General features: G+C 36.7%; 22 protein-coding genes. 14 read left to right on the plus strand and 8 right to left on the minus strand.

Annotation, left to right across the window (positions count from 1 at the left end; all coding sequences use genetic code 11):
* Window positions 1–2 precede the first annotated feature (2 nt).
* From ABWH96_RS19385 to ABWH96_RS19395, 3 genes are read right to left on the minus strand one after another with little or no spacing between them, the layout of a single operon-like run.
* Window positions 3–1,454, minus strand: a complete 1,452-nt coding sequence (locus ABWH96_RS19385; RefSeq protein WP_375579145.1) for a dicarboxylate/amino acid:cation symporter — start codon at window positions 1,452–1,454, stop codon at window positions 3–5.
* Complete coding sequence (aroC, locus tag ABWH96_RS19390; RefSeq protein WP_375579146.1) at window positions 1,454–2,530, minus strand: chorismate synthase; 1,077 nt, start codon at window positions 2,528–2,530, stop codon at window positions 1,454–1,456. The genes ABWH96_RS19385 and aroC overlap by 1 nt, the downstream gene beginning before the upstream one ends.
* A gap of 23 nt (window positions 2,531–2,553) precedes the next feature.
* Window positions 2,554–4,014: a BatD family protein gene (locus tag ABWH96_RS19395; RefSeq protein WP_375579147.1), complete on the minus strand. Its 1,461-nt coding sequence runs from the start codon at window positions 4,012–4,014 to the stop codon at window positions 2,554–2,556.
* Between the two features lie 149 nt (window positions 4,015–4,163).
* Between ABWH96_RS19395 and ABWH96_RS19400 the strand changes: the two genes are divergently transcribed.
* The 4 genes from ABWH96_RS19400 to ABWH96_RS19415 all read left to right on the plus strand — a co-directional run bounded on the left by ABWH96_RS19400 (window position 4,164) and on the right by ABWH96_RS19415 (window position 6,983).
* On the plus strand, window positions 4,164–4,349 hold the full coding sequence (locus ABWH96_RS19400) for a hypothetical protein (protein ID WP_308349632.1): 186 nt from the start codon (window positions 4,164–4,166) through the stop codon (window positions 4,347–4,349).
* 113 nt (window positions 4,350–4,462) lie between these two features.
* Window positions 4,463–5,500: an FAD:protein FMN transferase gene (locus ABWH96_RS19405; RefSeq protein ID WP_375579148.1), complete on the plus strand. Its 1,038-nt coding sequence runs from the start codon at window positions 4,463–4,465 to the stop codon at window positions 5,498–5,500.
* Window positions 5,501–5,502: 2 nt separating this feature from the next.
* Window positions 5,503–6,243, plus strand: a complete 741-nt coding sequence (locus ABWH96_RS19410) for a class I SAM-dependent methyltransferase (RefSeq protein WP_375579149.1) — start codon at window positions 5,503–5,505, stop codon at window positions 6,241–6,243.
* On the plus strand, window positions 6,240–6,983 hold the full coding sequence (locus ABWH96_RS19415) for a ZIP family metal transporter (protein WP_375579150.1): 744 nt from the start codon (window positions 6,240–6,242) through the stop codon (window positions 6,981–6,983). Before ABWH96_RS19410 ends, ABWH96_RS19415 begins: the two co-directional genes overlap by 4 nt.
* On the opposite strand, the gene ABWH96_RS19420 is transcribed toward ABWH96_RS19415, so the two are convergent.
* The 3 genes from ABWH96_RS19420 to ABWH96_RS19430 form a co-directional block, all read right to left on the minus strand.
* Window positions 6,931–7,623 (minus strand): DUF6962 family protein, encoded by a 693-nt coding sequence (locus ABWH96_RS19420; protein ID WP_375579151.1) that lies wholly within the window; start codon window positions 7,621–7,623, stop codon window positions 6,931–6,933. The genes ABWH96_RS19415 and ABWH96_RS19420 overlap by 53 nt on opposite strands.
* A 265-nt stretch (window positions 7,624–7,888) precedes the next feature.
* Window positions 7,889–9,634 carry an aspartate--tRNA ligase gene (aspS, locus tag ABWH96_RS19425; protein WP_375579152.1) on the minus strand — a complete coding sequence of 582 codons (1,746 nt, stop codon included), beginning with the start codon at window positions 9,632–9,634 and terminating at the stop codon, window positions 7,889–7,891.
* Between the two features lie 281 nt (window positions 9,635–9,915).
* A complete protein-coding gene (locus ABWH96_RS19430) occupies window positions 9,916–10,161 on the minus strand; it encodes a hypothetical protein (RefSeq protein ID WP_375579153.1) in 246 nt (81 codons plus the stop codon).
* Window positions 10,162–10,236: 75 nt separating this feature from the next.
* Here ABWH96_RS19430 and ABWH96_RS19435 point away from each other — a divergent pair, with 75 nt between their 5' ends.
* From ABWH96_RS19435 to ABWH96_RS19445, 3 genes are all read left to right on the plus strand, one after another.
* Window positions 10,237–10,500 carry a GIY-YIG nuclease family protein gene (locus ABWH96_RS19435; RefSeq protein ID WP_375579154.1) on the plus strand — a complete coding sequence of 88 codons (264 nt, stop codon included), beginning with the start codon at window positions 10,237–10,239 and terminating at the stop codon, window positions 10,498–10,500.
* Window positions 10,501–10,699: 199 nt separating this feature from the next.
* Window positions 10,700–11,815 (plus strand): site-specific tyrosine recombinase/integron integrase, encoded by a 1,116-nt coding sequence (gene xerA, locus ABWH96_RS19440; protein WP_375579155.1) that lies wholly within the window; start codon window positions 10,700–10,702, stop codon window positions 11,813–11,815.
* A gap of 75 nt (window positions 11,816–11,890) precedes the next feature.
* Window positions 11,891–14,185 carry a multicopper oxidase domain-containing protein gene (locus ABWH96_RS19445; RefSeq protein ID WP_251805215.1) on the plus strand — a complete coding sequence of 765 codons (2,295 nt, stop codon included), beginning with the start codon at window positions 11,891–11,893 and terminating at the stop codon, window positions 14,183–14,185.
* A 94-nt stretch (window positions 14,186–14,279) separates the two neighbouring features.
* Here ABWH96_RS19445 and ltrA read toward each other — a convergent pair whose 3' ends face one another.
* A complete protein-coding gene (ltrA, locus tag ABWH96_RS19450) occupies window positions 14,280–15,560 on the minus strand; it encodes a group II intron reverse transcriptase/maturase (RefSeq protein WP_375579156.1) in 1,281 nt (426 codons plus the stop codon).
* Window positions 15,561–16,233: 673 nt separating this feature from the next.
* Here ltrA and ABWH96_RS19455 point away from each other — a divergent pair.
* The 6 genes from ABWH96_RS19455 (at window position 16,234) to ABWH96_RS19480 (ending at window position 21,038) form a co-directional block, all read left to right on the plus strand.
* Window positions 16,234–16,935, plus strand: a complete 702-nt coding sequence (locus ABWH96_RS19455) for a VIT family protein (RefSeq protein WP_139067685.1) — start codon at window positions 16,234–16,236, stop codon at window positions 16,933–16,935.
* 19 nt (window positions 16,936–16,954) lie between these two features.
* Window positions 16,955–17,446: a hypothetical protein gene (locus tag ABWH96_RS19460; RefSeq protein WP_375579157.1), complete on the plus strand. Its 492-nt coding sequence runs from the start codon at window positions 16,955–16,957 to the stop codon at window positions 17,444–17,446.
* Window positions 17,447–18,117: 671 nt separating this feature from the next.
* Window positions 18,118–18,699: a Crp/Fnr family transcriptional regulator gene (locus ABWH96_RS19465; RefSeq protein WP_375579158.1), complete on the plus strand. Its 582-nt coding sequence runs from the start codon at window positions 18,118–18,120 to the stop codon at window positions 18,697–18,699.
* Window positions 18,700–18,755: 56 nt separating this feature from the next.
* Entirely contained in the window at window positions 18,756–19,079 is a 324-nt protein-coding gene (locus ABWH96_RS19470) for a hypothetical protein (protein WP_375579159.1), read from the plus strand.
* Window positions 19,080–19,083: 4 nt separating this feature from the next.
* Window positions 19,084–19,662, plus strand: coding sequence for an NAD(P)H-dependent oxidoreductase (locus tag ABWH96_RS19475; RefSeq protein ID WP_375579160.1), 579 nt, complete (start codon window positions 19,084–19,086; stop codon window positions 19,660–19,662).
* Window positions 19,663–20,330: 668 nt separating this feature from the next.
* Window positions 20,331–21,038 (plus strand): hypothetical protein, encoded by a 708-nt coding sequence (locus ABWH96_RS19480; RefSeq protein ID WP_375579161.1) that lies wholly within the window; start codon window positions 20,331–20,333, stop codon window positions 21,036–21,038.
* Between the two features lie 181 nt (window positions 21,039–21,219).
* Here the strand turns inward: ABWH96_RS19480 and ABWH96_RS19485 are convergent, their stop codons facing one another.
* Entirely contained in the window at window positions 21,220–21,543 is a 324-nt protein-coding gene (locus tag ABWH96_RS19485) for a hypothetical protein (RefSeq protein ID WP_375579162.1), read from the minus strand.
* A 203-nt stretch (window positions 21,544–21,746) separates the two neighbouring features.
* Between ABWH96_RS19485 and ABWH96_RS19490 the strand changes: the two genes are divergently transcribed.
* Window positions 21,747–23,084 (plus strand): transposase, encoded by a 1,338-nt coding sequence (locus tag ABWH96_RS19490; RefSeq protein ID WP_375579163.1) that lies wholly within the window; start codon window positions 21,747–21,749, stop codon window positions 23,082–23,084.
* The last annotated feature ends 595 nt before the right edge of the window (window positions 23,085–23,679 follow it).

A 23,679-nucleotide genomic window follows, 5' to 3' on the forward strand; every position in this document is an offset into this window, starting at 1 on the left:
AATTATTTATTTGCTGGAACGTCATCAGGAACATTAAGTTCTCCTTCAGACTTAGCAATTAATGTAGAAACAGTAGCATCGCCTGTAACGTTCACCACAGTCCTAAACATATCCAAAATTCTATCTACTGGAAAAATAATGGCTACCCAAGCTGGGTTTAAGCCTACTGAATTCAGTACGATAATCATCATCACCAAACCAGCACTTGGCACGGCTGCAGATCCAATGGAGGCTAAGGTAGCGGTTAAAACAATGGTCAACTGCTGACCCAATGTTAAATCGACCATATGCAATTGCGCTAAGAAAACCACTGCTATTGCTTGATACATACTGGTTCCGTCCATATTAACTGTGGCGCCTATTGGAAGCACAAAACTGCTGATTTTCTTAGAAGCTCCCATATTCTCTTCTACGCACTCCATAGTGACAGGTAAAGTAGCAGCACTACTGGAAGTAGAAAAAGCCAAAAACTGAGCAGGGCTTATTCTTTTTAAGAATTCTTTATAGGTTAATTTTTTAATGAAAAGTGAGACTATTAATGGATACAATACAAATATCATAAACAATAACCCTACTAATAATGTGATAGAGTAGCTTCCTAATCCCTTGAAAATTTGCCATACTTGAGCAGGCGTATCGGCCATTTTGGCTATCACTCCAGCTAATAAAGCAAAAACAAAAACTGGTGCTGCTTTCATGATGATATCCACCATTTTAAGAATGACTTCATTGGCACCATTTACAAAACTTATCACACCACCAACTTTATCATTAGGCAACATAGCCAAACATATCCCAAAGAATAAAGCAAAGAAAATGACTTGCAGCATATTAGCATTACTGCTAAAAGCTCCGAATACATTTTCTGGTACCATATCTACGAAAAACTTGAGAGGTCCTTGCTTTGTAGTTTCTTCGGCAGATTGAGACAATTGATCAACTTTATCATTAGAAGCTTCTGCAACAGTTCTCAATGAATCCATGGCCCCCTCATTCATGGTAGAATTCACCAAGTCCTGGTATTTCTGTTCTTGTAAAAAAGAGCGACCGTCTTTCGGTTGAGGAACATCTGGGTTTTCACTTACCCAAAGTTCATATTTAATTCTGTTCTTTACTCTTTGATCTTCATTGACAAACTTACCAGGCTGAACTAAATTGACTAATGTTAAACCAATACCTACTGCTAGTACTGTTGACATTAAATAGAATACAAGTGTTTTTAAGCCTAGCTTTCCCAGTTTGTTAATATCAGTTAAACTAGAAACACCACTAATAATCGATAGCAAAACTAATGGTACAGCAATTGCTTTTAATACTCTGATAAATATGGTACCAAAAGGGTCGATCCAATCAATAGTGAATTGGTTCCAGCCTAAATAACTTGAAATAAAAGCCCAGACAATCCCTAAAACTAGACCAATAATAATTTTAATATGTAATGGTAATTTTTTCATCAAATTTTATTCGTTTTAGCCCTCAACAAAAAATCAGCAATAGTTAAAGCAGCCATTGCTTCCACAATAGGTACTGCACGAGGCACCACACATGGGTCATGCCTTCCCTTGCCCTTTACTGTTACTTTATTTCCATCTTTATCAATACTCTCCTGATCATTCATAATGGTGGCAATAGGCTTGAAAGCTACATTAAAGTAGATATCCTGTCCATTTGAGATACCGCCTTGTATACCGCCCGAATGATTTGTAGTGGTTTTCACTTTACCATCTTCAGTTTCAAAAGGATCATTATGTTCCGAACCATACATTTCCACCCCTTCAAAACCACTTCCGTATTCAAAGCCTTTAACGGCATTAATGCTCAGCATAGCTTGCCCTAAAACTGCATGTAATTTATCGAATACAGGCTCTCCTAAACCTACGGGAGTTCCTTTCACAACACAACTGACTATTCCACCAATTGTATCTCTATTTTTTCTAGTTTCATCTATATGCTGAATCATTTTTTCAGCCATTTCAGGATCAGGGCAGCGGACTATATTTTCTTCCGCCTCGGCCAAATCCATCTCTTGATACGATTTTTCAAGTTTTAAGCTTCCAACTTGCGAAACATAGGCTTGAACACTAATTCCCGCTTGGTCTAAAAACATTTTTGCAATGGCTCCAGCTGCAACTCTGGCAGCAGTTTCTCTTGCAGAACTTCTTCCTCCACCTCTATAATCTCTTACTCCATATTTTTCTTGATAGGTGTAGTCTGCATGAGAAGGTCTATAACTATCTTTAATATGTGAGTAATCTTTACTTTTCTGATTAGTATTTCGGATTCCTAAAGCGATTGGGGTTCCAATGGTTATTCCTTCAAATATTCCCGATAGAATTTCTACCTCGTCCTCTTCCTTTCTCTGTGTTGTAATTTTAGATTGACCTGGTTTTCTGCGTTGCATTTCAGCTTGCAAAAATGCTTCATCTACCTTTACACCAGCAGGACAACCATCTATTATGACACCTATACCTACCCCATGGGACTCACCATAAGTAGTGATTTTGAAGATTTTTCCGAAACTATTGCTCATTTATACTAAAATTGATGCGCAATTTAGGACTTTTTCAGTAAGATGAACAAGGAAAGTGAAAAAGCCACTATAAGAAATATGTTAAACACCCATTTCCATATCTCAGTGGTTTCATGAGATTCTAATTCATTTGATGTTTCATTTATTCTATCATAGAATAATCCATCAGAAGAGGCTTGCTCAATATTAACATTTGCCATACTTTCCCCACTTACCTTTATTTTATAATCAGATTTTAAAGTATCATATTCCTTTGTAGCTGTATTGAAAAATATAAATTGGAAATACTCCGACAAATCATACTCTCCAGGTTCTTTTGGTATCATATAGTATCGAAATGCTTTTGAACCTTTCACTGAAACTCTACTTCTGGTAATGTTTTCACTAACATTAGGAGAGTAAATTTCCAATTCCTTCTGTTTATTCACTTTGGGTTCATTAATACCTGAAATATTCCCAGTTCCTCTAACATCAAATTCATATTGAAAACTTTCTCCTGTATTTAAATCAGTAGAATTTATATCTTCAGATAATTTATAATTCCCGACAGAAACTTGATCTTTCAAAGGATGATCCGGTAATGGCTTTACTTTTACAGTTTTCGGTTTGGAATAAAAAGTTTTGAACGTCTCTTTCCTATTTTGACCAAAAAAACTTCTGCTTTTCGCCACTTGATATTTAATCATTTCTAAACCTACTTTTGGAAATTCTATATCTTGCTCACCAAGAGGAAAAAAGGTGGCTTGAAAAATTTTATAAACACTGTAACGCTTGCCTCCAATATTAACAGGTTCTGCCGTAATATTTTCAATATTGAAATTTTCTTCCCAAACATTATTAGGTCTGACTTTACGTAAAATATCAGAAAGTTGATTAGTTAAATCATGAAACTGGAGAGGAGCCCTATTTTCATTTGAAACATAAAATGCTAAAGTAGTATTAACACCTTCGCCTACATAGATTTCATCTTTATCTGTTGTCAAAGCAAAAAATGCATCTTCCTTTAAATTAACAAATTCTTCAGGTTCATCTCTCCTACCAAAAAAATCTTCAAATGGATCACTTCCAAATGGATCATACCTTCTATTTCTATTTTGTTGTTTGGCGGGGCCGACTTCTAATCTTTTTCCTGCAGAACTAATCTCTTTTCCATTCACTGTTATATTAAAAGCAGGGATGGTGATTACACCTTCTTTTTCAGGAACATAAGTTTGAGTGATACTTTGACTTCTTGTTACTTGTCCATTAAAAATATTAGTTGAAGAACTACTTGAAGTCCCTCTTTTCACTAAACCTGAAATCTCCGGAAACTTATCATAGGATTTCAAAGTCTCCCCTTCAACCTTTACTGTAATGGTAAACGCCTCATTTAAAGCAATTTTATCTGGGCCTAATTCAATAGAAATATCCTGAGCGTTAAGCCCAAAACCAAACCAAATGAGTAATGAAAATATAATTGAAATTTTTACTAACCTTCTTGTCATCTTCCCCGTATTTTTATTCAAATACTTTAAGCAATCGAACGTTAAAATTAGTGTTTAATTTTCGATTTTAATAAATTTTTACTATTTTCAACATACTTTAAAAAGTAAGTTCTTTAAAAGTAATAACTACAACTCAAACCATAATAGCTATGTTAGATTATGCAAAATCAATTCTTTCTAAAGTAAGTTTCGACAGACGATTATTTGAAAAAGAGTTGACAAAAGCTATTGCTCTGTTAGTTGAACATGAGCTGAATTTGTTGAAGGAATGGTGCTACAGAAATTTTAGTTCTAAGTACCGTGATGTGTTAAACAAACATTTCCAAACTATTTAATATTTGAAGCCACCCACAAGGTGGCTTTTTTTATGTCTATAATTTTCAAAAATCCGCCCTCCTATTCGCAATTCAATTGCATTTAATGTAATTTCGCATCAAATTACTTTAACATGAACAACAGGACGAAAAACTCCATCTATTCATTAATTTTAATAGCCATAGTGGCTACCGTTTGGTTTTACCGAGACAGCCAAAAACCAAAAACGGAAAAACTTCCTTACATATTTATCTCTGGTGAAGCACAAGGCACTACCTTTAACATTACTTATTCTGATTCAGAAAACCGAAATTTTAAAAATCAGGTAGATTCTATTTTAAAAACATTTGACTTAAGCTTATCCACCTATTTGAAAAATTCTGAAATAGTGAAATTTAATCAATCTGATAGTTTCACATTCAATTCACCCTACTTTTATCCTGTTCTAGAAAAATCACAAGAAATATATGAAGCTTCAGAAGGAGCTTTTGATCCTACTGTCTTTCCACTAATTGAAGCCTGGGGCTTTGGACCTGAAAAAGTGGACTTTCCTGATAGCAGTCGAATTGAGGAGATAAAAGAATATGTAGGTTTTGATAAAATTAATTTCAACAACCAAAGAGTTGTAAAAGAAAAAGAAAATGTGTCTCTTGATTTCAATGCAATTGCACAAGGCTATTCTATTGATGTCGTTTTCGATTATATGAAAGCTCAAGGTATAGAAAATATGATGGTGGAATTAGGAGGAGAATTGAGAGTTAAAGGTAAAAATGAAAAGGGAGATTTATGGTCTATTGGAATTGATGATCCAAAAGCACAAGCTGGACAACAATCTAGTAGAGTTGCCATAATTAAATTAGATGATGAAGCCATTTCTACCTCTGGTAATTACAGAAAATTTTTTCTGTATGAAGGTAAAAAATACGGGCATAGTATAAATCCTAAAACCGGTTATCCAATTCAAAGAGATATCATAAGCGCTACCATTGTGGCTCCCACTTGCATGGAAGCGGATGCTTGGTTCACTGCTTTTATGGTTACAGGACTGGAAAAGGCAAAGGAAATTCTAGCCACCCAAAGCCATCTGAAAGCATTTTTTATTTATGAAGATGAGAAAGGTGAATTGCAACAATTTAACACTGAAAACCTTAGCGAAAACATCATTCTGTGATCATGTCTGAGGCTAAGAAAGAATGGTTTAATGAATGGTTTGGCTCCCCTTTTTATCATATCCTTTACAAAAACAGGGATGAAAAGGAAGCGCAGTACTTTTTATCGAATTTGCTTACTTATTTAGAAATTCCAAAAGCTGCTAAACTTCTGGATGTGGCATGCGGTAGCGGGAGGCATGCCATCTTTTTAAATAAGCAAGGTTTTGAAGTCGATGGAATAGACATTTCCAAAAGAAATATTGAATTGGCGAAGAAGCATGAAAATGAAGAACTCCATTTTCATGTTCACGACATGCGAAATCCATTAAAAGAAAATTACTTCGATTACGCATTCAATCTTTTCACCAGCTTTGGCTTTTTCAAAAGTGAAGCGGAAAACCAAAAATGTATTAGTGCCATTTCTGATTCACTTAAATCTGGCGGGGTGTTTACATTAGATTTTCTAAATCCTTATAGAGTTATCCACAACTTAGTGAAAGAAGAAATTAAAACCATTGACGGAATTGAATTTCATTTAACTAGGCATTTTGATGGCGAAAGTATTATCAAAAAAATAAAATTTCAGACAGAAGGAAAAAATTATGAATTTGAAGAAAGGGTAAAAGCTATTAGAAGGTTATCTTTTCTTGAGTATTTCCGTAATGCTAACTTCATGCTTTTGCAAACCTTTGGCGATTATGAGTTGAATGAATACCAACCCGAGACTTCCGAACGCATGATATTTATTGTAAAGAAATTATGATCAGCAGCTCTATTATATTGTTTTTACTCACTTTTGGTGCAGGTTACTTAGTATTTTTCCTACCAAAAGTAAATAACCAATTTTTCAAATTCGCTTTGGTTTTTGCTGGGGCTTATCTCTTTTCAGTTACCGTCATCCATATTTTACCCGAAATTTTTTCGCAAGGAGAAAGTGTAGCTTATATTAGTTTGTACGTATTAGCTGGATTTTTCATTCAAGTCATCTTGGAGTATTTTTCGGAGGGAGTAGAGCATGGACATTTACATAATAATCATGAACATCATCAACATGGACAAAACAAATGGTTGGGTTTGTTAATTGCCTTATCGATCCATGCTTTTTTAGAAGGAACCCTTTTAGCGCATCCAGATACTATTCATTCTCACGGAAATAATAATTCCATTTTTCTCGGAATATTGATGCATAAAATGCCGGCTGCATTTGCGCTCATGTCAGTAATGATTTGCCATCTAAATTCAAAATGGAAGGTCGTTCTTATTTTAGTGATATTCAGTTTAGCGAGTCCTGCTGGATTGGGCTTAAGCCATATTTTACATGATGCTGAAATATTTTCAGATAAAGTATTCCTGATACTTTTTGCATTGGTATCTGGTAATTTCCTGCATATTTCCACTACTATCTTTTTTGAGAGTAGCCCAGATCACAGCTTTAATTTCAAGAAATTATTTATTTCTCTTTTAGGGGCACTGGTTGCAGTGCTTGCTGAGTTTTCTTTTTAAGGGTGGCTACTTTCTTAATGGCGTTATATAATAAATAGTAACAAGGTAATAAGAGTAGATGGCTGATTACATTTTGATCGATCCATTTATTAAAATTAAGACCAAAACTATGAATTAAAGCACGTGCAAATAATATGATGGTCAATGGTATTCTTAAATAAGATTTGTCTTTCGATTCAAAATATTTATAAATATGAATGCAGGACACAAACCCAATCAAGCCTACTATAGAATTGACTTTTACCACATCAAAATGCTGAACTGAAAAGATTTGGGCAATAAATATCCCGAAAAATGAAAATATTAAAGCCCTTAAAAAGAATTTAACTTTTGCTGATGGCAATAACCTTAAACTTGCCAGTTGAAAAAATAGGATAGAAACACCCTGCAAAGTCCAAGCAATTAAGTGCGGTGTTTTCCCTAGGTATAAATCCAAGAGATGGGAAGTACCCCCAAGAAAGGCTGAAACTCCTAAAAACAAGAAAAAATAAGCGGATAACTTTGCGTATTTTGATTTCAAATCATGGAAAAGCCTATGTCCAAAAAAGGCGCAAAAAACAGCCATCAAAATATCTGAGATGAAGGTTAAGGGATCGGCTAGTTCCAATCCCATCAACTCTATATAAGTATGTTCAATCAATAGTTCAACCCGAAATTTAGTTAATAAATAGAATAATTTTGCAAACAAAAAAGTTTAAATACTGATAGGTTCCACTTCAAAAGAGCTATTGAGACCTAGATTGATCTTCCTTTTCTTTTGTCATAAAATATAACAAAACTTGTCCGCAGGCGTCTAAAGACGCTAAAAAGTCTCGCAGAGCCGCGAAAGCGCAGAGTTTTCGCAAAGTAAACTTTTTGTCATCTGTCTTGGTATCAAATTTAAACTGAATAACAATATATTAATTTTATTTTATACTTAAGTGCAATTCTTTCAATTGTTCTGATGAAATGGTAGAAGGTGAATCAATCATCACGTCCCTACCTGCATTATTTTTCGGAAATGCGATATAATCTCGAATAGAATCTGAACCTCCAAACATCGCACACAATCTATCGAAACCAAAAGCAATTCCTCCATGCGGTGGAGCTCCGTATTCAAAAGCTTCCATCAAGAATCCAAATTGCTTTTGAGCCTCTTCTTCCGTAAAACCTAAGGCCTTGAACATTTTCTGTTGCAATGCTTTATCATGAATCCTGATACTTCCTCCCCCAATTTCTACTCCATTAATCACCATATCATAAGCATTCGCTCTGATTCTGCCTGGATCAGATTCTATGAATTCCATATCCTCTGGCTTTGGACTGGTGAATGGATGGTGCATCGCATGGAATCTTTTCGTTTCTTCATCCCATTCCAAAAGTGGAAAATCCAACACCCAAAGTGGTTTAAATACATTTCGATCTCTTAAGCCTAATTCAGCCCCCATTTTTAGGCGCAATTCGTTCATGGCTTTTCTTGTGTGGTCGATATCACCACTTAAGACTAAGAGTAAGTCACCAGCTTTTGCTTCAGCAGCTTCTGCCCAGGCCTTCAGATCCTCTTGACCGTAGAATTTATCCACTGATGATTTGAAGCTACCATCCTCATTGCATTTCACATAAACCAATCCTTTGGCTCCAATCTGCGGACGCTTTACATATTCCGTCAAAGCATCTAATTGTTTGCGGGTATATTCGGCTGCTCCAGGAACATTAATTCCCACTACCAATTCAGCCTGATCAAATACATTAAATCCTTTACCTTGCGCATATTGATTTAGTTCCACGAAAGGCATTCCGAATCTGATATCCGGCTTATCGGAACCATACAATTTCATAGCCTGATCATAAGTCATTCTTTCAAAATCCCCAATCTCAACTCCCTTCACTTCTTTGAAAAGGTATTTCACCATTTCCTCGAAAGTATTTAAAATATCTTCTTGCTCTACAAATGACATTTCGCAGTCAATTTGAGTAAATTCAGGCTGACGATCGGCACGTAGATCTTCATCACGGAAACATTTCACTATCTGGAAATATTTGTCAAAACCTGACACCATCAATAATTGCTTGAAAGTTTGTGGTGATTGCGGCAAGGCATAAAATTCCCCTTCGTGGACTCTGGATGGCACCACGAAATCACGGGCTCCTTCTGGAGTAGATTTAATCAAAACCGGAGTTTCCACTTCCAGAAAACCTGAACTGTCCATAAATCTACGAGTGGCTTGCATCAATTGATGACGGAGTTTTAGTTTTTCCCGAACAGCAGGTCTTCTTAAATCCAAGTAGCGGTATTGCATTCTTAATTCTTCCCCACCATCGGTATCATCTTCAATAGTGAAAGGAGGAGTTTTAGCTGCATTAAGGATATTTAATTCTTCTATGAAAATCTCTACATCCCCAGTAGCCATTTTATCATTTTTGGAGAAACGCTCCACTACCTCTCCCTTGGCTTGCAATACGAATTCACGGCCTACTTTTCTGGCAACTTTTAAAATATCTTCACTTGTTCTACCCTCTTCGCATAAAAGTTGGGTGATTCCATATCGATCTCTTAAATCAATCCAAAGCAAACCGCCTTTATTACGTACTCTTTGTACCCAACCGCTTAATATTACTTTTTCACCTTTATTTTCAATTCTTAATTCTCCGCAGTGATGTGTCCTATGCATGATAAAATCTTAATTCAAATTTTGGGCAAAGGTAAGCAATTCCAATAATTGATGAGGTAGTTTTTAGGATTGAATTTACTGATAGATGAAATTCTTTAGGGGCATTCCATCCTAGCTTTCAGTATCGGACAGCTAGTAGCTTCAAAAAACACATTATTTTCAGACTTCATTTAAATTAGGGGTCTTTATTTTCCCATGTGATCTTGCCATTTTATCAAGGTGAATTTTCCATTTCCAATAATTTGGTTTTAAGCAAAAATAGAAAACGTTACATTTCTTTTTTAATTCATATAAGGTTGCCATTGAACCAAAATAAATCGGTATAATTTCTTCCTACTATCAAATTTCCTCAAAAAACCATATTCATAACAAAACAGATACACATCACCTTTTTCATTTTTCCAATAGTTGGTAAAATATTTGGGATTAAAGCCTTCATTCAAAAGTGATTCTTCCCTCACTGTAGTAATTCCAATTTTGTTATGTTGCTTTAATATTTTTCTGTTGAGCTTTAATTGTTTGTCCACCTTCTCAAACAATGATTTAGGTTTTTCTTTCTTTTAGCCCGTTGGATTTGTTACTCAGAATTTTTAAGATTGGGTATGTATTATTATGTATATGTATTATTGAGTAAAAAGGATGGCCTGTTTTACACAGGATTCACAGGAAATTTAAAAAAAAGACTACAGAAACATGATGATGGCTTGGTAAAATCGACAAAGTACAGAAGACCATTATCTCTTATCTATTTTGAAGGCTGTATAAACCAACAGGATGCAACTAGACGAGAAAAATATCTCAAATCTGGAAACGGTAAAATATATCTTCGAAACAGATTGCGAAATTATCTAAATCCTACGGGCTGAATATTGATAAGCACTTTTACAATAAGGGTCACAAAATATTTTATCTGCACGACCAGTTAAAGGTTCATTACAATATTTACATTGTTTAGTGTGGGTCATAAAGGAATAATATACGAATATTATACGTATAAATATACTGATATTTTTGATAAAACACCTAATTAAATCCATTTTGACATTTAATAAAACGTTAAAAATTATGGATTTACAGAAGCAAATAACGCTCAAGCATTTATTAATTGACAACCAAAAGAAAATCGGTATACAATTCTATCCTGACAAGGTGGTACAAGCACTGATTAAAACATTGCCTGATGTAAAGTGGAGTGAAAAATTTCAAATGGTGTACCTGCCTAATACACAAAAGAACTTCTATACCATATTGAAGACATTTAAAGGAGTTGCATGGGTAAACATGAAGTATTTTGCACGGAATAAACCTGTGAACACTTACGGAGAGGATTTAAAAGTTGACGATTTAAGAAAGAAATACCCAAAAATTCCTGAAGCTTATTTTCAGAAATTGGAATTGAGGCGATATTCAATTGAAACAGCTAAAAACTATTCGGCTTGTTTTAACCGATTTCTTTTACATTTTCCTAACAAAGCTCCAATTGATATAAATGAGTTCGATATAAAAAGATATTTGAATGGATGGGTTCAAAAAGGTTTATCAGATTCCTTTATTAATCAAAGCATTAATAGTATTAAATTTTATTATGAAGTAGTGTTGGGAATGCCTAATCGTTTTTATGATTTGGAAAGACCTAGAAAAGAAAGCAAACTACCTGAGGTGATTGGCAAAGAAGAGGTGCAAGAAATGATTAACCGCACCTATAATTTAAAGCATCAATGCATCATAAGTTTACTTTATTCAGCAGGACTTAGGAGAGGAGAGCTATTAAGATTGAAAATAAAAGATATTGATAGCTCTAGAATGACGGTAAGAGTTGAACAAGCAAAAGGTAAAAAAGACCGTTACAGTATTTTGAGTGAAAAATTATTATTGAAATTAAGGGCTTATTTTAAAGAATACAGACCTAAAACCTATCTTTTTGAAGGAAAGCCAGGACATCCATACAGTACTAGTAGTGTAGTGAAAATTGTTAAAAAAGCTGCTCAAGATGCACATATTAATAAAAATGTTAGACCACATACATTGAGACATTCATTCGCTACTCATTTGCTGGAAGCTGGAACAGATTTACGTTACATACAAATACTACTGGGTCATAATTCTACTAAAACAACAGAAATTTATACCCATGTGGCTACCAATACTTTTAAAACAATTAAAAATCCCTTAGATTGCTAAAAAGATATAGTAAATACGTGTACCTAGAGGTGCACGTATTCAAATGTTGTGTGTAACCACAAAAAATAAATAAATATGAAATATGTAATAATATTTGCTATTCTATCTTTCTCTTCTGCTTCTTTTGCCCAAGTTGGTACAAATGGAGATGATAGAAAAGAAGAAGGGCGTCCCGTTAAAGAGTATAACCTTACTCTAGAACAAAAGGAGATGACCCTTGGAGGGGTAACAACCAAAGGTATGACCATAAATGGCAGTATTCCTGGTCCTACATTAGAATTTAATGAAGGTGACCTTGCCATAATCAATGTAACCAATAAAATGGATGTAGAAACGTCTGTACATTGGCACGGTTTAATACTTCCAAATTTCTATGATGGTGTTCCTTATTTAACAACACCACCAATTGAGCCGGGTGAGACGTTTCAGTATAGAATTCCTATCAACCAATCGGGCACCTATTGGTACCATTCACACACTTTATTGCAGGAGCAAAAGGGAGTTTATGGTTCCATTATCATTCAACCTAAAGAAAAGACATTGGATTATGACAAAGATTTGGTTGTGGTGCTTTCTGATTGGACCAATGAAAAACCAATGAATGTATTACGCAACCTTAAACGAAATAACGAATGGTATCAGGTTAAAAAGGGCACATCAGTGCCATTAAGCAGAGTCATTAAAGAAGGTGCATTGGGATCGCAATTTAAGTTTTGGCGTGATAGAATGGGAGGTGCCGATATTACAGATATTTACTACCCTGCTTTTTTAACTAACGGAAAAAAACTCGCAGAATACCCAGAGTTTAAACCTGGTGAGAAAGTAAGGCTTCGTTTTATAAATGCATCGGCATCCACTTATTATTGGATGGATTTTGGTGGTGGTAATCCAATGATAGTTTCAAGTGACGGTATAGATGTAGAACCGGTACATAAAAGCCGATTTCTTTATGCAGTTGCGGAAACCTATGATGTTATTGTTACTATTCCGGAAGGGACTTTAGAAATTACTGCCACGGCACAGGATGGTTCTGGCAATACCTCAATCCGCTTGGGAAGCGGAAAACTTTTCCCAGCAATGGTAATAGACAGACCAGACAAGGTGGCGATGATGAAGCAAATGGCAACAATGGATATGAAGATGGGAGCACCAGCAATGGTGGGCAACAAAAAGAAAAAAACACCAGAGTTTTTGATGCAGAAATATGGAATGAATAAGATGGATATGAAAGACGGCAAGATGAATGATAAAATGAAGATGAAGACGGACGATACGATTGAAATGAAAAAGGACTCAATGCCAATGAAGCATAATATGTCTATGATGCAAAAAGACAGTACCACTTTTGATTACAGTACTCGTAAAACCTATTTCAACTATGATTTTTTAAAAGCAAAGGAAGAAACCACTTATAAGAAAGACATACCGGTTAATGACATTCTGCTCAATCTAACTGGAAATATGCAGCGCTATGTTTGGAGTATGAATGGCGTACCATTGTCTGAAACAGATAAGATTAAAATTAAAGGTGGCGAGGTTACAAGAATCACACTAAATAATATAACAATGATGCATCACCCAATGCATTTGCACGGGCATTTCTTTAGGGTAATCAATGAAAACGGGGAGCGTTCGCCATTAAAACACACCGTCAATGTACCACCAATGCAAAAAGTGGTCATCGAATTCTATAACGAAGAGTACGGCGATTGGTTCTTTCACTGTCACATATTGTACCATTTAATGGGTGGTATGAATCGTGTATTTAGTTATGATACACCAAGAGATGAACGGATGGCGGAATTTCCGGTTGAAAAACTTATACATGAAACTGACCTCTATTATTCGTGGGGATTGGCTCGTGCTGGTTCAAACTTTAATGAACTCTTTTTAACGTCAAGCAATATCAGAAATGAATTTAGTTTACGAGCCGAATTTGATTATAGCCAAAATGCCGAGATAGAAGTGAACTACAATCGATACCTCAATGATTGGGTACGGGTGTATGCAGGAGTAAACACCGAAACTTCAACACCAGATTCTTATGATACGTTTAATACAGTAGGATTAGTTGGTGTTAAATATTTCACACCATATAGATTTAATGTAGATGTGAGTATGGACCATCAATTGCGTCCAAGAATCCGTTTGGATAGAGAGCTTTTACTTTTTCCAAGACTTTTTATAGAAGGCGAATATGAATACAGAGCCGACTTTGGTTGGGTCAATGATTTAGAAAATAATAAATCGTATCAAGGAGAGACCCAATGGCTGGTTGGTGTTTCTTATATCCTTTCTATAAATTTTTCCATCCAAGGAAATTATAATAATAGATATGGCTGGGGGGGAGGATTATTAGTAAGATTCTAAAAAAGGCTACACACAATCGAGTAGACGGCCGTGAGCCATGAGCCCACGGTGCGCCTCTCACACCACTGTACGTACGGGTCTCGTATACAGCGGTTCATTGAATGACTACTTGCGTCCTTAAGTAATAGGAAAGCATTGATTCATACCCTTTTCTCCTAAGTCTTGACAAAGTGATAGTGGTTATCAAGATTGGACTTTGGGCTACTGCCCAGCCTCCTTTTCTTGTCCTGCTCCATGCGTAGGCATGGTCTTTATCTACCCCTAGTCGAATCAGGTTTTTACGTTTCCTCTCTGGCTTTTTCCAGTCATGCCATATACAATATCGAAGTCGGTTCCGTAGCCACTCATCGAGGGCTTTGAGCTTGGCTTGTATGCTGGCGAGTCGGTAATTATTGACCCACCCCCTGCATATTTCTGCCAGTTTCTTGAGCCGTTCTTCAAATTTGTACGGTCTGGTTTTCTTGGTAATCCCTTTGAGTTTACGCTTGAGCGAACCCCAACTGCTTTTCTTTGCCACCAACTGGTATTTACCCTTTTCACCTTTCTTGTAAGTGGGTACAAATCCGTGACCCAGCAACTCAAAGTTGCTCGGTCTTCTGATCCCGCTTTTCTCCTTGTTGATAGGCAGTTTCAACTTATCTTGTAAAAACAGATAAACCTCGTTCCCTATCCTCTTGGCTTCTGCTTTTGATTTCGTGTATATACTGAAATCATCTGCATAGCGGACGTATCTGTATCCTTTTCTTACAAATTCCTTGTCCAGCACATCCAACATAATATTGGACAGTAATGGGCTAAGGGGCGAACCTTGCGGCATTCCTTTCCTGCGCCTAATTAGCTTCCCTTTAATTAATATCGGGGCTCTAAGCCATTTGCGGATTAGCCTCAAGGTAGTACGGCATTTGACCTTTTGGTAGAGGAGTTCCAGTAATACTGCATGGTCTACTTCATCGAAAAATCCCTTTAGGTCTATGTCTACTATGTCCTGATAGCCATCATTGATGTACTTCAAGGCTTGTGTCACTGCCTTATGGATATTCTTCTCCGGTCTAAACCCGTAGCTGTGGTCTTCAAAGTCAAGTTCATACTTGCTCATCAAAACTTGGCTAACGGATTGTTGCAACCACCTGTCTGTTACCGTGGGAACTCCCAACAGTCTTACTTTCCCATTGCTTTTGGGAATCTCAACGCCTCTGATAGCTTGGGGTACATAGCGGTGGTTCAGGATGTCGGTCAATATCCTGTCCCGATTAGCCTCAATATGTGAGGTCAATTCCTGGACTGACATGCCGTCTACTCCTGATGCCCCTTTATTGCGAACCACTTGGCGGTGCGCTTTGAGCAGGTTCTTCCGCTTTAGTACTTGTTCTATCATAGGCGTTAAACTGTTACAAGCTGTTTGCTTAAGGATAGGCTACCCACAATTAGCGAACTCCTATTCGAATTAAAACAGCATCCAATGTTCAGTCCTTCATTGACTTGTGAGACCATCAGGGTTATGGATTTAGCATTCCCTGCTCGTTACTGTCAACTAATATGACCTCTGCTGACTTCTCTTCGATGTTCCAGACATCTAGAGACCTCCCTAGGTAAGGCACTTATCTTTCTCCCTATTTCTGCTACATCTACCCAACACCACTGACAGCACGGCCTTTGCAATGATGTGCTTGCTCGACCACGGTTGTTGAGCCTCCGTATGTAGTTTCTGTTCGTCAGAACAGGGATTTGCCGTTTGGCTTCCTTCAGTCAATGAATCACTTCATCCGACCCCCGACTAAAGTACGGGGCAGGCTTTGCCACTTGCTAGTATGCTTCGCTGCTCGCATACAAGGGACTTGCACCCTCAAGATAATCTGAGTATCTTTCAACTCGTGCCATGCTAGGCACACACATTGTGTATGAGCAATAGCGGGTTTAGTGCTATTTTGAAACGTAAATCTATAAATCAAAGGTCGGTGCTATCTGACAGTTTAGTGGCTTAAAATCCGCTACTGCTCATACACGAGACCGTTGGCAGTAATTTCAAAAGACAGACTAACAACAACAAAATGATAACAATTGACAATTATTTAGACAGTCATTATATACACCGTAGTAATTGGTTAAGAGCAGCAGTGCTTGGAGCAAATGACGGAATTATATCAATATCAAGTCTTGCAATCGGAGTTGCAACTGCAAGCACGACAAGAGACCCTATTCTTTTAGCGACTGTTGCAGGACTTGTGGCAGGAGCACTTTCTATGGCAGCAGGCGAATATGTTTCTGTTAGCTCTCAAACAGACATTGAAAAAGCAGATATTGAAAGAGAAAAAGACGAACTGAAAAAAATGCCCGAAGCGGAATTGAAAATACTTGGAGAGATTTATGAAAAACGTGGACTGAAAAAGGAAACTGCTTTACAAGTAGCAAAAGAGTTAACAGAATCAGATGCTTTGGGGACACACATTCGGGATGAATTAGGAATTAACGAAATTAGTCAAGCAAACCCAATTCAAGCCGCTTTTGCTTCGGGTGCAGCTTTTACGATTGGTGGACTTCTGCCCCTATTGGTTACACTCTTTGCCCCTGTCGAAACAATGGAGTATTTTCTTTACGGGTTTACAATTTTATCTCTAATTATACTTGGTGCAGTTTCGGCAAAGACAGGTGGTTCAAGCATAGGCAAAGCAGTGATAAGAATTGTAATTTGGGGAACAATTGCAATGGGTTTATCCGCTTTAGTTGGATACATTTTTGGCGTTAATGTATAATCTTAAAAAAATAAAAAATATGAACGAAGCACATTTTCATTTAGTGGTAAATCATTTACCCATCATTTTCCCAATTGTAGCAGTAATCATTATGATTACAGGTTTGATATACAAATCAGATGCAGTAAAGCGAACGGCATTTCTGATTTTTATAATTGGTTCTTTGACTTCAATTGCAGCTATGACAAGCGGAGAAGGAGCAGAAGAAATTGTTGAGAACATTAGCGGTGTGACAGAAAACTTCATTGAAAGACACGAAAAGTCGGCAGAACTTTTCTCAATTCTAACTTACATTTTAGGTGGACTTTCATTACTCGGACTTTGGGCAAGCATTAAACAAAAATCATTTTCAAACTTCTTAAATATTGGAATTTTGATTTTTGCCCTTGTAGTTATCTATTTCGGCAAAGAGACCGGAACAACAGGTGGTGAAATACAACACACGGAAATAAGATCGGATTATCAATATCCAGCGCCAATCAAAAAGAATGATACCGAAGATGACTATTAAAAAAACTACTACCAACAACTAAGCATTCGTGTGGTCGGTACGACCCAACATGAATGCAATGTTGAGCGAATCAGAGGCTAGCAAGAACTACAGGCCCCTATGGGAAAATCGAAGTATGGATGGTGAATATCAAGGCTCAAAAGCGGGTGCTTCTAAGCATGAGGAATGATCAAATCAGGTTTTTCATTATTGTCGATTTGATCTTTTTGATTTTTTAAGGTTGAAAAAGGCTATTTTTCGGGTGATTTGGTGCTTTTTGGGCATAGTTTTCCCATTACGCCCACAGCCGTTTCATTTTTTAATGTGCCTGTAATTTTTTGAGCCAGTGATTTGGCGGCCCTCTTTGGTCGAATACGGCCACGGTCTGTAGCCTTCCTTTTTTACAAGTAGGGCAGATGCCTAGGCATGTACCGCTAAATTCGAGGATTACAATTTCTAGTTTACCAATTTGTGCATCTATGATGGTCTTGCATTCTTTTTTATTAGCCCGAAATCATTATACTTGAATTATTGGTTATTGGTAAAAGTTAATTTAATAAACCAATCCTGCGGATTACCTCGGTAGTTAACGCAAATTTTTATACTTTTAATCAGCCAAGAATTTATACAGTGGCGTTGGCAAACATTAAAACGAACCTCTGTACTAAATCGAAAAATTGCAATCAATAAAAATGAACATTGAAAAAATCTTAAATAAAATTGGAGAAATTTATTCGCCAATATCCAATGAATGCCAGCAGGAATTTATTGCCAATTCAAAAATTAGCATGTTTAAAAAAGGGGAAATTGTGGTTCGTGAAGGACAATTTTCTAAAAAAGGATATCTCATTATGCAAGGCAGCTCTAGAGCCTATTACCTGAAAGACGGAAAGGACATTTCTGACTGGTTTGCTTTTGAAAATCAGATTATGGCTTCTATAGTAAGTTTTTTCAGTAAAGAGCCGAGTCCTCATTATGTTGAGTTTATTGAAGATTCAACAGTTATTGAGTTTACAAAAGACACTGTAGATATGCTCACTAATAAATATCACGATTTCGAACGCTTTATAACCAAAGTGGTGACCGAAACTATGTTAGGATTGTGCGAAAGATTGTATACTATTCAATTCAATAGAGCGGAGGAACGGTACAAGCACCTTTTAACCATTTATCCTGACATAACAAACAGAATTCCGCTCACGCATATTGCTTCTTATTTGGGAATTACACTTGAAACTTTGAGTAGAATAAGAAGCCCTAAAAACCGAATTTGATCTATATCAAATGATACCGCTTCCATTCGTTTGACCTTTGTAATAAATAATTACAAATGGAAGAACAAAATTTACAGCTAAGATCAATTTGGGGAAAATGGTGGGAACCTATAAGAAAATGGTTTTATCCTGCTTGGCTTATCTACGAAACCACCGTTCGCTTTTATGACTATTCAGAAGCCACCTATCTTTTTTTTCTCGCACAAAATTACTTGGGAGAACTTGGATCGCAAATCTTAGCTGTGCTTTGTAGCATTGCCACTTTTGCAATTTGTAGCTTCTTTTTGACCGTTCCTACCACTTTCATACTCTATAAATTCTTCAAAATAGAAACTTTAACAGGAACACAATTTGAATCAAAAATCAAAAAATATTTCTAAGCAGATGAAGAAAATACTCATTATAAACGGACATCCTGACAAGGAAAGCTTCAGTTTTGGACTTTCAGAAGCCTATAAAATAGGTGCTGAAAAATCAAATGCTGAGATAAAAGAAATTAATATCCGAAAACTGAACTTCAACCCTAACCTAGAATTTGGATATAGAAAACGAACTGAACTAGAACCAGATTTACTAGATGCACAGGATAAATTAAAATGGGCAGACCATATAGTTTGGGTATATCCTGTTTGGTGGAGTTCTGTCCCTGCAATGATGAAAGGCTTTTTAGATCGGATTTTACTTCCTGGATTTGCTTTTAAAAAAAGAGAAAACTCATTGTTTTCGGATAAGTGCCTGACAGGTAAATCTGCCAGAATAATTTGCACAATGGATCAGCCAACTTGGTTTTACAAATTTGTTTATAAAAGCCCTAGCCACTATGCAATGAAAAAAGGAACATTGCATTATATTGGTGTGAAAAAAGTGCGAATTACAGCCATTGGTCCTATACGCCTTTCTACAGAAGAGTTTAGAGCTAAATGGTTGAATAAAGTTGAAAAATTGGGGCAGATGAATAAGTAATAGCGGAAACAATAAATACAAATAGTTGAAAAAAAAATACGTTTATCAACAACTAAGCATTCGTGTGGTCGGTACGACCCAACATGAATGCAATGTTGAGCGAATCAGAGGCTAGCAAGAACTACAGGCCCCTATGGGAAAATCGAAGTATGGATGGTGAATATCAAGGCTCAAAAGCGGGTGCTTCTAAGCATGAGGAATAATCAAATCAGGTTTTTCATTATTGTCGATTTGATCTTTTTGATTTTTTAAGGTTGAAAAAGGCTGTTTTTCGGGTGATTTGGTGCTTTTTGGGCATAGTTTTCCCATTACGCCCACAGCCGTTTCATTTTTTAATGTGCCTGTAATTATTTGAGCCAGTGCTTTGGCGGCCTCTTTGGTCGAATACGGCCACGGTCTGTAGCCTTCCTTTTTTACAAGTAGGGCAGATGCCTAGGCATGTACCGCTAAATTCGAGGATTACAATTTCTAGTTTACCAATTTGTGCATCTATTAGGACCTGCATTCCTTTTTATTAGCCCGAAATCATTATACTTGAATTATTGGTTATTGGTAAAAGTTAATTTAATAAACCAATCCTGCGGATTACCTCGGTAGTTAACGCAAATTTTTATACTTTTAATCAGCCAAGAATTTATAGAGTGGAGTCAGAATTAAATAAAGCACTTATGAAAACCAAACTAATATATTTTATTGTAATCAGCTTTTTCACTTACAATAGGGCTCATTCCCAAACATTGAAAATTATTAACGAAACTAAAAGAGAATTTAAATCAGTTTTAGTATTTAAGGAGAGAGATAAGAATAGAAATACTAACTCCTTCAGCATGAGTACCAGGTTTAGTAATATTAAACCTGAAGATCCAGAAATAGTAATCGATACACTCGAATATATGCAAAAGCTCAAATTAAAAACTCATGGTACTTATACATTTAAATTTGTGAATTCTAATGACTCAATATTTTCAGTATATGGGATTGATACAAAAAAACATACTGAACTAGTATTAAATGACCAAAATTTAATACTTGATATAAATGAAGAGGTATTCATGGTTCCAGATGATTATCCATATCTAAATTTTTCTTTCATCAATAGAACTGAAGCTACTATTTATGCAATATACTTTAAGTTAAATAATGAAAGCAATTTCAAACATTCGATTTTGAACAATCACCCTGACAATAAATTATTGCCTGGGGAGAAAAGAAGGCTATTAGTAGATTATACATTAGCAGAATCTGCTTATGATGGAAAGACATTAGATTTTCAAATAGTTTCAGTTGACAATGAAGGGCATACAATGCGATACATAATTAGAGGAATTGACCCAGAAGGAACTGAAGTAGAAATAACAAATTCTAACAAGAAATAAGCGCCATTAAATAAGCTTTTATATAGCTATGAAATTATTGCAGAAGGGTCGATGAATGAAATTACAGTCAACAATGTTTTGCAATGGAAGAAGTTAAAAGAAAAATATTATCGGAACTAAAGAGCAATTAAAAGAAGAACGCGATAAAATTGTAAAAGGACTTGAAGAGACTTATAGAAAGCTAGTTCTGTTCAAAAAAGAAAAGAATAGTCCGATGATTGTATTGCGAGAAGGTAAAATTACTGAGGTCTTCAAAGTCAAGTTCATACTTGCTCATCAAAACTTGGCTAACGGATTGTTGCAACCACCTGTCTGTTACCGTGGGAACTCCCAACAGTCTTACTTTCCCATTGCTTTTGGGAATCTCAACGCCTCTGATAGCTTGGGGTACATAGCGGTGGTTCAGGATGTCGGTCAATATCCTGTCCCGATTAGCCTCAATATGTGAGGTCAATTCCTGGACTGACATGCCGTCTACTCCTGATGCCCCTTTATTGCGAACCACTTGGCGGTGCGCTTTGAGCAGGTTCTTCCGCTTTAGTACTTGTTCTATCATAGGCTCCCCTTGGATAGATATAAATAATTGTTTTTCAATGAATTAAAACCAGGGAAAATTAATTTAAAACCCCGAATTTCGCCATATATGGCAATTTTCGGGGTTTTGTGTTATATTGTAGTTGAGAAAAAAACAAATAACAACTGCAATATATGGCACAGCTGAATTTATTCCCACTCAAATCAATAGTTTCTCCAAAATGGTATATTTTCAAGACACTCGAAATCGGAAAAGTACACGAAAGGCTTCCTTTAAAAGAACTGGGAGAATGTCTCCCTCCGCAGGATGAAAACAGTAAAGGTGCTCCCAGATGGTTGAGCAATGAGGGCATGTTTGCCCTGATGTTTTTAAAGCATTACCTGAACTTGAGCGACCACCAGTTGATAGAGCGTTTCAATACCGATTGGTCTTTGCAAATATTTTGCAACAGGCCACTGGCTGATGGTAAACTCATTAAAGATTCTAACCTGCCTTCAAGGGTAAGGACCCATATTGCAAAGCATGCGGATTTAAACCAGTTGCAAACAGTTTTGCTCAATCATTGGAAGGATGACATAGAGAACACCCATGTGCTGTCCATGGATGCCACCTGCTATGAGAGCTGCATCCGTTTTCCCACAGATGTAAAGTTATTATGGGAGTCCAATCAATGGGTATATGAAAAACTGCTTTTCAAACTTTGCAAGGTTACCGGTGAAAGAAGACCGAGGAACAAGTTTATTGATCAAAAGCGCAAACAGCTCACCTATGATAGGCTGCGCAAGAAGAGCATAAAAAAAGGGAAGGCCCGTAAGAAGAGCTTGATCTACCTGTTGGGCAAAGGGCTGGGGCAATTGCAGGATTTTCTCAACCTTCATCCGGAAGTAATACTTACTTCCCACCAGTACGGCTACATCCGCACCATTAAAAAAGTACTGCAACAACAAGAATACCTGTTCAATAATCCTGGCGAAAAGGTAAAAGACCGCATTGTTTCACTCTATAAGCCCTATGTTCGCCCAATAGTAAGGGGAAAGGAGAACAAGCCCGTGGAATTTGGGATGAAAGTCCACATGCTACAAACAGGAGGTATTCAGTATTTTGACCTGATGGACTTTAATGCCTATAACGAATGTAAAAGACTTAAGATAAGCTGTTTAAAGCATAGGATGCTTTTTGGGCAACTGCACCAACTGTCTGCCGACAAGATATACCCTACAAATGAAAACAGGCGCTACATTACCTCTAAACATATCTTCACCAACTTTGCCAAAAAAGGCCTCGTCAAATTAAGCAAGCCCGAAAAAGCCTTACAGGCAGAACTTAACAAGGACAGGTCAACGGTGTTGGAAGGAAGTTTTGGGAACCATAAAAACCACTATGGGTTAAGGAAAATAAAAGCAAGGGGCGCTCAAAACGAAAGGGTATGGGTGTTCTTTGGTGTTATGGCATCAAACGCCAAGAAACTGGCCTTGAACAAAATTTCTCCCCCAGTCCGACTGGCAGCCTGACAAGAAAAAAATGAACATCACATTATTTTACAGGACAGGTACGTCCAATCGCTAAAAAACGGAAAAAATCAAGCTGCTTGAGAGCTGAAATTGTACTAATCCAAGAGGTTAAAATCAGATTTAGGATGTAAAAATGCATGAGGTAAAGAAATTAAATTATTATACCCCCTAAACGTTCGCTGCTTCAAGCATTTTTCAAGAGGAGCCTATCATAGGCGTTAAACTGTTACAAGCTGTTTGCTTAAGGATAGGCTACCCACAATTAGCGGACTCCTATTCGAACCTGCCTGCGCAGACGGTTAAAACAGCATCCAATGTTCAGTCCTTCATTGACTTGTGAGACCATCAGGGTTATGGATTTAGCATTCCCTGCTCGTTACTGTCAACTAATATGACCTCTGCTGACTTCTCTTCGATGTTCCAGACATCTAGAGACCTCCCTAGGTAAGGCACTTATCTTTCTCCCTATTTCTGCTACATCTACCCAACACCACTGACAGCACGGCCTTTGCAATGATGTGCTTGCTCGACCACGGTTGTTGAGCCTCCGTATGTAGTTTCTGTTCGTCAGAACAGGGATTTGCCGTTTGGCTTC

This window comes from Marivirga tractuosa (genome assembly GCF_042140215.1).
GTDB classification, from domain to species: domain Bacteria; phylum Bacteroidota; class Bacteroidia; order Cytophagales; family Cyclobacteriaceae; genus Marivirga; species Marivirga tractuosa_A.